At 50.5% G+C, this 12,899-nt stretch carries 11 protein-coding genes; 5 read left to right on the top strand and 6 right to left on the bottom strand.

Annotated features, from left to right (window positions below):
• Positions 1–89 precede the first annotated feature (89 nt).
• The 3 genes from ACFQ1T_RS09440 to ACFQ1T_RS09430 form a co-directional block, all read right to left on the bottom strand.
• Entirely contained in the window at positions 90–440 is a 351-nt protein-coding gene (locus ACFQ1T_RS09440; protein WP_313987870.1) for a Rieske (2Fe-2S) protein, read from the bottom strand.
• A complete protein-coding gene (locus tag ACFQ1T_RS09435) occupies positions 437–1,090 on the bottom strand; it encodes an HAD family hydrolase (RefSeq protein WP_194748440.1) in 654 nt (217 codons plus the stop codon). The genes ACFQ1T_RS09440 and ACFQ1T_RS09435 overlap by 4 nt, the downstream gene beginning before the upstream one ends.
• Before the next feature lie 73 nt (positions 1,091–1,163).
• Positions 1,164–2,240: a pseudouridine synthase gene (locus tag ACFQ1T_RS09430; RefSeq protein ID WP_379076917.1), complete on the bottom strand. Its 1,077-nt coding sequence runs from the start codon at positions 2,238–2,240 to the stop codon at positions 1,164–1,166.
• Positions 2,241–2,902: 662 nt separating this feature from the next.
• Here ACFQ1T_RS09430 and ACFQ1T_RS09425 point away from each other — a divergent pair.
• Entirely contained in the window at positions 2,903–5,626 is a 2,724-nt protein-coding gene (locus ACFQ1T_RS09425) for an Rne/Rng family ribonuclease (protein WP_379075937.1), read from the top strand.
• Between the two features lie 64 nt (positions 5,627–5,690).
• On the opposite strand, the gene crcB is transcribed toward ACFQ1T_RS09425, so the two are convergent.
• Positions 5,691–6,071, bottom strand: a complete 381-nt coding sequence (gene crcB / locus ACFQ1T_RS09420) for a fluoride efflux transporter CrcB (protein ID WP_379075934.1) — start codon at positions 6,069–6,071, stop codon at positions 5,691–5,693.
• An 89-nt stretch (positions 6,072–6,160) separates the two neighbouring features.
• Here crcB and glgA point away from each other — a divergent pair, with 89 nt between their 5' ends.
• A complete protein-coding gene (gene glgA, locus ACFQ1T_RS09415; RefSeq protein ID WP_379075931.1) occupies positions 6,161–7,618 on the top strand; it encodes a glycogen synthase GlgA in 1,458 nt (485 codons plus the stop codon).
• Positions 7,619–7,757: 139 nt separating this feature from the next.
• Here glgA and orn read toward each other — a convergent pair whose 3' ends face one another.
• Positions 7,758–8,342 carry an oligoribonuclease gene (gene orn / locus ACFQ1T_RS09410; RefSeq protein ID WP_275355495.1) on the bottom strand — a complete coding sequence of 195 codons (585 nt, stop codon included), beginning with the start codon at positions 8,340–8,342 and terminating at the stop codon, positions 7,758–7,760.
• A 99-nt stretch (positions 8,343–8,441) separates the two neighbouring features.
• Here orn and ACFQ1T_RS09405 point away from each other — a divergent pair, with 99 nt between their 5' ends.
• The 3 genes from ACFQ1T_RS09405 to rsgA are packed head-to-tail and all read left to right on the top strand — an operon-like array spanning position 8,442 to position 10,862.
• Positions 8,442–9,689 carry a M48 family metallopeptidase gene (locus tag ACFQ1T_RS09405; protein WP_275355496.1) on the top strand — a complete coding sequence of 416 codons (1,248 nt, stop codon included), beginning with the start codon at positions 8,442–8,444 and terminating at the stop codon, positions 9,687–9,689.
• Entirely contained in the window at positions 9,686–9,985 is a 300-nt protein-coding gene (locus ACFQ1T_RS09400) for a c-type cytochrome (RefSeq protein WP_194747813.1), read from the top strand. The genes ACFQ1T_RS09405 and ACFQ1T_RS09400 overlap by 4 nt, the downstream gene beginning before the upstream one ends.
• Before the next feature lies 1 nt (position 9,986).
• A complete protein-coding gene (gene rsgA / locus ACFQ1T_RS09395; RefSeq protein WP_379075926.1) occupies positions 9,987–10,862 on the top strand; it encodes a ribosome small subunit-dependent GTPase A in 876 nt (291 codons plus the stop codon).
• A gap of 117 nt (positions 10,863–10,979) precedes the next feature.
• Here rsgA and ACFQ1T_RS09390 read toward each other — a convergent pair whose 3' ends face one another.
• On the bottom strand, positions 10,980–12,848 hold the full coding sequence (locus ACFQ1T_RS09390) for a PQQ-dependent dehydrogenase, methanol/ethanol family (RefSeq protein WP_305076186.1): 1,869 nt from the start codon (positions 12,846–12,848) through the stop codon (positions 10,980–10,982).
• Positions 12,849–12,899 lie beyond the last annotated feature (51 nt).

Below are 12,899 nucleotides of genomic sequence, written 5' to 3'. Positions count from 1 at the left end.
TTCGTCTATTAATTTTTAGCTATTCTAGCAATATTTGTGTGCTCGCCGTTGGCTATTTAAGAGGCTGTCACACGGACGAATCCTCATCACTAAAACTGATCGAGATGGACCGTGATCATGCCATCGGCTTCAGTAACAGGGATGGATGACAGGCGCTTGCCCTGGCATGGCCCCACCACACAATAGCCGGTTTCTGGCGCGTACATGGCTCCATGCGTCGCACAGATCAACCACTCTTGTGTCATGTTAAAAAATTTACCATGCTCCCAGTCCAGCTCCACCGGCACATGCGCACAGCGATTAACATACGCATAGGGCTTGCCCTCAAAGCGGACGACAAAGCCGGTGGCATGCGGACCGAGCGCCGGGATATCAAAGCGTAACCCATCGCCTTTTTCAGGCAAGGCGGCACTGTCAAAAGTGACGGCGTTCAGGCTCATGTCTGCTCCAATAACCAGGCGCTTAATGTTGCCACATCATGAAACAGGTAATCCGGGGAATACTGCTGTAAATGCTCAGCTGTTTGCGACCCATAACTGACCGCAGCCGTGATCACCCCTGCGTTTTTGCCCATTTGCATATCATATTGTGAGTCGCCTATCATCAAGGTACGCTCTGGCATCACCACCAGTTCGTCCATGAGCGCATCCAGCATTTGCGGATGCGGTTTCGAAAAACACTCATCCACGGTTTTGGTGGCATTAAAGCACCTGGCCAGGCCCGATTGTTGCAAAGCAGTATTTAAGCCACGCCGCCCTTTGCCTGTCGCGACCGCCTGCTTGCAACCTTTGCGGTCGATGGCAATAATCGTTTCGGCAATGCCTTCAAACAATACAATATTGTTTTCATTGTTGTAATAGTTACGGTTGTAATTGGAGACCAGGGCCTGTGCCTGAAACTCTGGAATATCACCAAACAGTACTTCTATGGATTCGCGCAGTCCCAGGCCGATAATGCTACGCGCACGTGCTTCGGTCAGGCCGGGTAGGCCTGCCTGTTCTGCGGCCTTAATCAGCGCCTGAGAAATCAAACCGGTAGAATCTGCAATGGTGCCATCCCAATCCCAGACAATTAAATCAAACTGTTTCACTAAATCAGACTTCTTCACTCAGCAAACTTTCTTTAAAACTCAACATTGATGCGGCCAGAACACACGACCAACTTTATTTTACGGCCTGAAGTTGACGTTGTTGTTGCAAAAAGCTTTCTAATTCTGCCGGCAACGGTGCCACCAAATGCAAGGGCTCTCCCGTCAGCGGATGGGCAATCCGCGTCTCGCTGGAATGCAAAAACATGCGTTTCAAGCCCTGCTTGCTTAATTGCTTGTTCAAGGCAAAGTCACCATATTTATCGTCACCCAGAATCGGGAAGCCCAAATGAGACAACTGCACCCGCAACTGGTGCGTACGTCCGGTGATTAATTTGGCTTGTAAAAAACTGTACTGTCCCAACACGGATTGCAGGTAAAACCAGGTTTCAGAGATTTGCGTTTCCACCTCAAACTTGCCTTTGGCCGCATGTCGCTTGGCGGTCAAGCCACTTGCCTTGAGTGACTTTCTGCCGCCCGCTTCGTGATTGAGCAAAGGTTCATCCACGACTTGCACCCTGCGCTCACCACTTTCTGTCACGTATTTCTGCAAATCCAGGGTGACTTTCTTTTTCGCCTCTGTCCACTGCCCCTGCACCAGGATTAAATAGCGTTTATCCATATGATGATGGCGCATGGCTTCGTGCAAGGCAGTCAAAGCCGAGCGTTTTTTGGCAATCATCAATACGCCAGAGGTTTCACGGTCCAGACGGTGCACCAGCTCGAGAAATTTGGCTTGCGGCCGCTCCAGGCGCAATTGCTCAATCACGCCCAGACTGATACCACTGCCACCATGGACCGCCATCCCGGCCGGTTTATTCAGTGCCAGCATAGCATCATCCTCATAAATCACTTGCTCGGCCAACTTGGCCTTGACCGTTGGAGCGGCAGGCTTGGCTGCCGCTTCCGCAAGGCGAATGGGCGGCACGCGCACTTCATCGCCCATTTGCAATCGGTATTCCGCATCAACGCGCTTCTTATTGACGCGGACTTCGCCACTGCGCAAAATCCGGTAAATATGGCTCTTAGGCACGCCTTTGAGCACCTTGGTCAGAAAGTTATCTACCCGCTGTGTTTCAGACGCCTCGTCCACCATCAAGAATGTGACGCGATCACTGGCGGGCCTGAGCTCGGAATCGAGGCTGGAAGCCATTGCGGCCGTCGCGGATGTGGATGATCGTAATTGTGAGCTCATAGTTGCAGGTCGTGCTTTGCTTTATCAGGACTTATGGATATACTGTCGAGATTCTGAATCAATGGTTTACCGGCAAAAGCGACAACATTGCCATGCCGATTTCGAGATGACAAACTGTTTTCATCTCTGACCTGAGAGCCCTGATATCCGGACTCGCCAGATTTTGGGTCTCGTCAATGCATTCAGAATCAAAAAAATTTTGGTGAATACCGCTCGCCATCAAGTAGCGATAATTAATTAGAAATGTTTTAACGCGAAGCTCACGCAGAATAACCAAAGAAATGAGCTCGGCGTTAGCCAACCCGAATTTTAACGAAATTGCCCTCTGTTTAGGGTTTTATTTTTGCAGTCTATCGCGCTGGACAATACAGGTCACACACTCCTGCCACGCACACACTGCCCCTTGCAGAAACCGAGTCTTCAGCCACATTCAGTGTTGGCTGCACTCAAGTGCATATTGATGCCTGCCTGCTGCGCTGACAATCTTGTAGCGCACCTCGCAAAAGCCATTGCACATCCCCGGTGACATCTTGGTCACTTCGTTAAGTTCTGGTGGTTGTTTACGACCACGGCCCGCCCTGCGCACATCTCTATTCTGTGGCTTCGTCTAGGAGCCCTGCATGAAAAGAATGTTGTTTAACGCAACGCAATCAGAAGAATTGCGCGTTGCGATCGTCGATGGACAAAAACTCATCGATCTGGATATTGAACACGCTGGTAAAGAACAGCGCAAAAGTAATATCTACAAAGGGGTGATCACCCGTATTGAACCGTCTCTCGAAGCCGCATTTGTCGACTACGGCACTGACAGACACGGCTTTTTGCCGTTCAAGGAAATTGCCCGCAGTTACTTCCAGGAAAAACCGGATCAAGGACGAGCCCGTATTCAGGACGTGATCAAAGAAGGTCAGGAAGTCATTGTGCAGGTAGACAAAGACGAGCGCGGCAGCAAAGGCGCTGCGCTGACTACCTTTATCTCGCTGGCTGGCCGTTACCTGGTCTTGATGCCCAACAATCCACGCGGAGGCGGTGTCTCGCGTCGCGTGGAGGGTGAAGATCGCAATGAGTTGCGCGACACCATGGCGCAACTGGAAGTGCCTAACGGCATGAGCATCATTGCCCGCACCGCTGGCATTGGCCGCAATGCAGAAGAGCTGCAATGGGATTTGAATTACCTGACCCAATTGTGGCAAGCGATTGAAGATGCCTCCAATTTCCAGCCTGGCGCTTACCTGATTTACCAGGAAAGCAGCCTGGTGATCCGCGCCATCCGTGACTACTTCAGTGCTGATATCGGCGAGATCCTGATTGATACCGCTGACGTACACGAGCAAGCCTTGCAGTTCATGAACCACGTGATGCCAGGCAATGTGACCCGCGTCAAACTGTATCAGGACGAAATTCCGCTGTTCTCCCGCTTCCAGATCGAACATCAGATCGAATCTGCGTTTGCGCGTGAAGTACGTCTGCCTTCCGGTGGCGCCATCGTGATCGACCACACCGAAGCACTGGTGTCCATCGACGTCAACTCTGGCCGCTCCATCAAAGGCGCAGATATTGAACAAACCGCGTTTAATACCAACCTTGAAGCGGCCGAAGAAGTGGCACGTCAGATGCGTCTGCGTGACCTGGGTGGCCTGGTGGTCATTGACTTTATTGACATGGAAAACCAGCGCAACCAGCGTGATGTCGAGAACGCCCTGCGCGACGCCTTGCATCACGACCGCGCACGCGTGCAAATGGGCAAGATTTCACGCTTTGGCCTGTTGGAAATGTCCCGCCAGCGCCTGCGTCCTAGCCTGGGCGAAACCAACCACATGACCTGTCCTCGTTGTAACGGTACCGGTCATATCCGCGGTATCGAATCCACGGCCTTGCATATCCTGCGCATCACGCAGGAAGAGGCCATGAAGGACAACAGCGCCATCATTCAGGTACAGTTGCCGGTTGAAGCCGCCACTTTCCTGCTCAATGAAAAACGTGCCGACATCCACAAGATTGAGCAACGCACCGGCGTGGAAGTGATCCTGATTCCTAACATCCATATGGAAACGCCAAATTACAACATCTTGCGTATCCGCCATGATGATGTGAACGAAGAAACCACGCAAGCCAGCTACAAGATGGTGGACTTGCCAAGCGAGTCTGATTACCAGCATCGCCTGGAACAGGCTGCAGCCCCTGCCAAAGCAGAAGCTTTAGTCAAAGGCATTACGCCTGCGACATCGGCCCCGATTGTAGAAGAGAAACCTGCGCCTGCGCCGGTACAAGTGACTGAGCAGAAAAAGTCATTCTTTGGCGTGATCAAGTCCTGGCTTGGTCTGGACGAAAAAGAAGTGGTGCCCTCAGAACCTGAAAAACCAGCGCGCGAAAGCAAAGAGCATGGCCGTGACCGGAACAAAAACCGTAACCGTCGTGACCGTCAGCGTGACCGCGGCCAAGAGCGTAATGAGCGTCCAGCCAATGAACGTGCAGGCAAAGAGCAACAGGAAACGCAGCATGGTAGCAAACCTCGCCAGGAGCGTCCGGCACAGGAAAAACCTGCGCAGAGAGAACGTCAAGAGCGCCAAGCCAATCAAGAAGTCAAAGCAGAGACCAATCAGCCCGCATTGACCGCGCAATCAGGCGACAATAAGCAGGAACGTGGTGAGCGCGGCAACCGCCGTAACCGTCATGGCCGCCGTGATCGCCGTAACCGTGATGAAGCGCCCAACCAGAACGTTGTAGAGTCTGAAAACAGTGTGGTGACTGAAACTGCTGCATCCGTCAATCTTGCCGCTGCACCAGTTGTTGCTGACACAGTGCCTACGTTTGCGGTGACAGAAACAACTGCCGCAGTTAGCCCAGTAGAAGTAGTGGCTGCCGCACCAATCGTAGAGAACCCTGCTGCCACAGTGGAAACGCCCGTTGAAGACACCGCCATCCAAAGCGCAGATGACAATCAGACTGAAGCGCCCAAGGCACAAAAACCTGCGCGCAATCGTTCAAGAGCAGGCAAGCCAGCAGGAAAAGCCAAAGCGAAACAGGCTGATCAGGCAGTAGACACCAGCGGGATTGAATTGGTGGAAACCGCTGCAACGTCCTCCCCTGTCGTGACTGAGGCTACAGAAGCCCCAGCGGAAGCGAAAAAGAAACCGGCCCGTAAACGCAAACCGTCCGCGGCAAAAACTACAGAAACCCAGGCGGACAGTGGTATTCAACTGGTTGAAACCAAAGCAGAAGTGGTGAATACAGGTGTTGAAGCCACCCAGAAAACCAAAAAGCCACGTAATGCGGCTAAATGGAAAAAAGACGAAGCCAGCACCGGTGAAGATGGACTGGTCATGGTAGAGACGCAGAAGTAATCAAACTGAGTCTGATAAAAAAAGAGGGCCTGTCAGGCCCTCTTTTTTTATGGCATCAACCGCATTACCAACTGGAGTGCCAACGCACGATACTCCAATAGCCGACTATTGTCAGCAAGATAGAGACCACAACATGCGAGGTGACATAAAGCAACATTCCACCGTAATTTTGCTTTTGTAACAAGCTGAAAGCTTCTGCCGAAAAGGTAGAGAAAGTGGTTAACCCGCCCAAAAAACCGGTTGTCATCAACAAGCGCCACTCCATAGACAGGGTTGGAATCACCTGCAAGATACCCAACGCAATGCCCATTAACAGGCCCCCAATGGCATTGGCGAGAAAAGTGCCGAACGGGATCAGTCCACCTTGATTCAAGCTCAATGCCAGGCCCCATCTGATCCATGCACCAACACTGGCACCGAATGCGACTGCTAGCCATGATTTCATTTGAATATCCTTCTAAAACGTGAACAGGCAATGTATCATAAGTTTAAAAACATTCAGCTTCAACCGCCCGTTGATTTAAAGAGATTGCCTTGCGTTTACTATTCGTTACTTCAGAAGTTTTCCCGTTAATCAAAACAGGTGGTTTGGCAGATGTCAGTGGTGCACTCCCCACCGCCCTCGCTAGCAGTGACACAGAGATTCAAATTCTGTTACCGGCTTATCGTGGCATGCTGGCGCAATGTAGTTCACCCAAACACTTGGGCAGCTTACAGCCCTTCCATGATATCCGCTGCGAGCTCTACAAAACTTTATTACCAGGTACCAATATCCCCTTGCTGCTCATAGACTGCCCTGCGCTCTATGACCGGGATGGCGGCCCTTACCATCACCCGCTCCATGGGGAGTGGGAAGATAACCCGTTGCGGTTTGGGGTGTTGTCAAAAGTGGCAGCCATGTTGGCGATGCCTAACATGCTGCAGGCCTGGCAGCCAGAGATCGTCCATTGCAATGACTGGCAAACTGGATTAACGCCCTACTACCTCAAGCAAATGGGCAGCCAGGCCAAGTCCGTGTTCAGCATCCACAACCTGGCCTTCCAAGGCAACTTTCATGCTGACTGGCGCTATCGATTAACCCTCAACCTTGAGGACTATCAGGCAGAAGGCTACGAGTTTTATGGCCAGGTCTCATTCATGAAATCCGGTCTGTTTTACGCCGATGCTTTATCAACCGTCAGCCCAACCTATGCCCGAGAAATTCAAACCGATCAGTTTGGTTTTGGTTTTCAAGGCTTGCTGCAGCATCGTGCGGCAGATTTAACCGGGATTTTGAATGGCATCGATACCGAAATCTGGAATCCCGCACAAGACCCTTATTTGCCAGCACACTACACTGCCAGTGCGTTATCCGGCAAGCAAGCGATCAAGCAAGCCTTGCAGGCAGAATTAGGACTGCGTCAGCAAGCAGATACGCCACTGTTGGGGGTCGTTAGTCGCCTCACCTATCAAAAAGGGCTGGATATGCTGATCGAGATTGCTGACGTACTGCTTGGCAGCGGCTGTCAATTAGCCGTGCTTGGCAGTGGTGAGGCCAGCATGCAACGGCAGTATCTGAGTTTAATGCAACGCTATCCTGGACAAGTGGCCGTGACCATCGGCTATAACGAGCCACTCTCGCACCGTATCATGGCCGGTACCGATATTTTCGTCATGCCCTCGCGGTTTGAGCCCTGCGGGCTGAACCAGATGTATGGCTTGCGATATGGCACGATTCCCGTAGTCGCCAATACTGGTGGACTGGCAGACTCAGTGCATGGCGGCGAAATCAATGCCCAAGGGGTTCCCGGCACGATGACTGGATGGGTCATGGCTGACAATGACGCATCGACACTTTTGGTCACATTACAAACTGCGATGCAGGTTTATGCCAATTCTGGTCAGTGGCAACAGCTGCAACGGCAAGCGATGCAACAGGATGTGAGCTGGGAAACCAGCGCCCAACACTATCAAACACTGTACCAAAACGTGCTTTCAAGCCCAAAAGCCTGATTTTTAAAGCCAGAGAGACAAAAAGGAGAAGTTGGCACGGAAGCTGCTTATTACTAATCAAGCTTCTCCAAAGCTAACTTCTCCTCCCTCAAGACGCCGAATAGGCGTCTTTTTTTTGCCTGAATTCAGACTCAGTCGCTTATTCAGCGGCCGCAGGTGGTGTCATATTCAAAAAGTGTTCGCGGTAATACTTAAGCTCATCAATCGACTCATAAATATCCGCCAGGGCTTCATGACGGCTGGCTTTTTTAAATCCCGCATAAATATCCGGGCGCCAGCGACGTGATAACTCTTTAAACACGCTTACATCAAGATTGCGGTAATGGAAAAATGACTCCAGGCGTGGCATGTAACGCGCCATAAAGCGCCTGTCTTGACAAATTGAATTGCCACACATCGGCGACTTGCCTGCAGGCACATGCTCTTTCAAGAATGCCAGCATGGCATCTGTTGCTGCTTCTTCATCCAGGGTCGATGCCTTGACCTTATCGATCAAGCCACTCCGGCCATGCGTGCCTTTATTCCAGGCATCCATGCCATCGAGTACCGCGTCAGACTGATGAATGACCAGCACAGGGGACTCTGCAATCACATTTAATTGTGCATCGGTGACGACGGCAGCTAATTCCAGAATGCGGTCCGTGTCAGGCAGTAAACCGCTCATCTCCATATCCAGCCAGATTAAATTGTCCTGATTAGTTGCCAATTGTGTGCCTCTCGTCATGATTTCCATTAAAATGAAACATTATATTCAGTTCAGTGAACAAGGTGGAGTTAAATCCATCAAAATAGCTAACTGAAATCATTCATCATCATTACTGTTATGTCCGGATTATTTACTCAAATTTTTGTCGCTGTGATTGTAATCAGCTTGGCAGTACGTGTCTGGCTGGGCTTGCGCCATATTCGCCATATCCAGCAACATCGTGCACAAGTGCCTGCTGCCTTTAGTCAAACAATCAGCCTGGAGGCACATCAACGCGCTGCAGACTATACGACCGCCAAGGTAAAACTGCGCTTGAGTGAAACCGTCATGGAGTCATTGATTTTGCTGGCACTCACGCTAGGCGGCGTTTTACAACTGCTGGATCAGGCCTGGCAACAATGGCTGCCTGACCATGAAATCATTCGTGGTGCACTGGTCATTTGCTCGGCCATGTTGATCTCGGGTGCAGCCACCCTGCCGTTTGATTACATTCAGACTTTTAAAGTCGATGAGAAATTTGGCTTTAACAAGATGTCACGCAGCATGTTTTTTAGTGACCTGGTTAAACACACCGTTGTTGGCTTAATGCTAGGCGGACCAATCTTGTTTGTCGCGCTCTGGCTCATGCAAGGTGCTGGCGATTTATGGTGGCTCTACCTGTGGCTGATCTGGAGTGCCTTTAATCTGTTTATGCTGGCCGTCTATCCCATCTGGATTGCGCCACTGTTTAACAAGTTTACGCCCATGCAGGATCAATCCCTCAAGGCACGTATTGAGGCCCTGTTGCAAAAATGCGGCTTTGCCAGCCAAGGCTTGTTTGTGATGGATGGATCCACTCGCTCTGGTCATGGCAATGCCTACTTCACCGGATTTGGCAAAAACAAACGTGTTGTGTTCTTTGACACCTTGCTGGAAAAGCTTAGTGCCGATGAAATTGAAGCGGTGTTGGCCCATGAGCTTGGTCACTTCAAACACCAGCATGTCATTAAACGCATTATCATGATGTTTGGATTAAGCCTGTTAGGACTGGCGTTATTGGGTTACCTGATCAAACAGGAATGGTTCTTTACAGGGCTGGGGATTTCGGCACCGAGTAACCACATGGCTTTGCTGTTGTTCGTGCTGGTCTCGCCCGTCTTCATGTTTATTCTGCGTCCAGTCATGGCGGCTTACTCCCGAACCAATGAGTTTGAAGCCGACCACTACGCGGCACAACAATCCAGACCACAGTTTCTGATTGATGCACTGGTCAAGCTGTATCGTGACAATGCGTCTACGTTGACGCCGGATCCACTCCACTCTGCATTCTATGACTCGCATCCACCGGCGAGCCTGCGGATTGCCAAGTTACAAACGTACGCATGAAAGCGCTCCTGCTGATCAGTTGGTCTTTATTGCTCGCCAGCCATGATGCAAGCGCAACTGAAGCCCAGCTGCAAGCAGGAAAAAAACTGGTCGACACCCATTGCATCAGTTGTCATGCCAGCAGCTATGGCGGCGATGGTAGCGGCATTTATACACGTGACTACCGCAAAGTGCGCTCTTTCAATGGATTAAAAGCTCAAGTCACCAACTGTAATACCATGCTCAACCTTAAATGGTTCGATGATGAAGAGCAGCAAGTGGTACAGTACTTGAATCACACCTACTATCATTTCTAGCATGTCGCATCCAGGCCTGATTGTCGCTGCCTATGGCAAGCGCTATAACGTAGAATTGCCCGATGGGCGAATTCTTAGCTGTGTCACGCGTGGCAAAAAAGTCGATAATGCGGCAGGTGACCGCGTCACAGTGACCCTCACCGCCAACAATGAAGGCGTCATCGAGAAAACTGCAGAACGGACCACCCTGCTCTATCGCAGCAATGCTTATAAAAGCAAAGTGCTGGCAGCCAATGTCACCCAGATATTGATTGTGCTGGCAACGCAGCCCAGCTTTTATGAAGACCTGCTTAACCGTTGCCTGGTCGCTGCAGAAGCCGCTGGCATTCGGGCCGTGATTCTCCTCAACAAATGTGACTTGCCTAACCCGCAAGCCCTACAAAAGCTGGAGCAATATGCAGCGCTTGGCTACCTCACTTTGCAACTCAATGCACGGCAATCGGTAGAGGTGCTCAAACCGTTGCTGGCAGGTCATACCAGCGTGCTGGTAGGACAATCCGGCATGGGAAAATCTACGATTATCAATAGCCTACTCCCTGAAGCTCGCAGCAAAACACAGGAAATCAGTACCACACTAGATAGTGGCAAACACACCACGACAGCCACCCATCTCTACCATCTTGATCAGGACAGTGCCATTATTGACTCGCCAGGCCTGCAGGAGTTTGGGCTGTATCATATTAATGAGACCGAGCTTGAATATGCATTTGTCGAGTTCAGGCCTTTTATTGGTCACTGCAAATTCAATAATTGCACGCATACGCACGAACCAGACTGCGCAATTCTGAAGGCTGTCCAAGCAGGCAGCATCCCCCCCGAACGCTTACAAATATTCCAGCAAATCCGTAGCGAAAATAGCGTACAAGTCTACGGTTAACTCCCCCCGTTTTTAATTCATTTTTCAGTATTGAGAGACAAAAAAACACCCTGCCGAAGCAGGGTGTTTAGTCTGTTTAACCGATCAATGACTTGATCGGTTATAAGCTGTGCTTGATTACAGTGCGAACACGCTCAATGCACCGCCGCCAGGCGCAGCGTTGTACTTGGTCAACTCTTTGTAACCACCAGCAGCACCCAGTGCGTCTGTGTCAGTCGTCATGCCCAAGTTCATCGCAACACCAGCCCAACCACCGATACCAGACAAGATACCCACGTATTGCTTGCCTTTGTTACCGTAGGTGAATGCGTTACCAATCGCGCCGGAACCCACTTGGAATTTCCACAGTTCTTTACCGGTTTTCGCGTCAACCGCCTTGAACCAACGATCCAATGTACCGTAGAACACGATGTCTGAAGCCGTTGTCAGTGCACCACTCCACGCAGAGAACTTCTCTTTGTTGTACCAAACTTTTTTGTTGGTCATTGGGTCGTAAGCACCGAAACCACCCATTACGCCGTCTGGACCAGCAAACATGGTCAGTGTCGCACCAACCCATGGTTGACCAGCAACGTATTTGGACTCAACTGGCTCGTATGTCATACATACGTGGTTCAGTGGAGAGTACATCAAACCGGTTTTTGGTGAGTAGGCTGCTGGCTGTTGGTCTTTAGTCCCCAAAGCTGCTGGGCAGATACCCTTAGCATTGTAATCCTGGTGTGTTGAGTAACGGCCATCTTTGCTTGGCACACCTGTTTTCAGGTCTACATCATTTGCCCAGTTAACGAATGGATGTACTTTTTCAGCGGCAATTAAAGTACCTGTCAGTGCGTTCCAGGTATAAGCAAAACCGTTACGGTCATGGTGCCATGCGTATGTTTTGCCACCTTTGTCGAACAGGATCACTTCGTTCACACCGTCGTAGTCCCACTCATCGTGTGGTGTCATTTGCATTGCCCACTTAGCAACACCAGTATCCAGATCACGTGCAGTCACAGTCATAGACCATTTGTTGTCGCCTGGACGTACATCTGGGTTCCAAACGGATGGGTTGCCCGCACCGTAGTAAACCAGGTTTGTACGCGCGTCATATGGCCACCAGCCCCATACGGAACCGCCACCATGTTGCCAGCCGTCTTTAATCGCTTGTGGTTTCAACCAGGTACGTGTACCCAACTCTTTTTCGCCGCCTTTGATTTGGTCAGCTGACAAGCGCTTGAAAGAACCGCCTTCTTTGTTACCACCATTCACGTCTTGATAAACAGACAGTGCGTTGTAAAGCGGGTTGTCTTTGTTAGTGTTAGCGTCGTGCAGTGTTTCAGCGTCAGGACCTGTAGAATAGGCTTTCCATGCCAGAGAACCGTCTTTCAGGTTGTATGCAGCGATAAAGCAACGTACGCCGAACTCAGCACCTGAGCAACCGGTCAGTACTTTGTCTTTGATCACATGTGGTGCGTTGGTGTTAGTTGCACCGACTTTTGGATCAGTGTTTTTAACGTCCCAAACTTTAGCACCGGTTTTTGCATCCAAAGCAACCAGCATGCCGTCGTTTTGTTGCAAGAAGATTTTACCGTCACCAAAACCCAGACCACGCGTCACGTTGTCACAGCACAATACTGCTTGTACGCTTGGGTCTTGTTTAGGAAAATAGGTCCAAACGATTTTCTGGTTGTCGTTCAGGTCAAGTGCGTATACGTTGTTTGGGAAAGCAGTCACGATATACATCATGTTGCCAACAACGACTGGAGAGCCTTCGTGACCACGGTTTACACCAGTCGCGAATGTCCACGCCATTTTCAGGTTTTTAACGTTGCCCTTGTTGATTTGTGCCAAAGCGCTGTAGCCTTGGTTATTATGTTGACCACGTGGATGTGCCCAGTTGTTGGGATCTTTCATCGCAGCTTCTTGATCAGCAGCAGCGAATGCGAGCATTGGCATGGCAAGCGCAACGCTGGCAGCAATACCAAAAGCAGTTTTGATTTTCATGATAGTTATATCTCCGAGATAATCACAAGGTAGCAATTGTTAACATCAATT

Source organism: Methylophilus glucosoxydans (genome assembly GCF_042676145.1).
Lineage (GTDB): Bacteria > Pseudomonadota > Gammaproteobacteria > Burkholderiales > Methylophilaceae > Methylophilus > Methylophilus glucosoxydans.
Note: the sequence above shows the minus strand (reverse complement) of the source record. Positions and strands in the feature narration are given on the sequence as shown.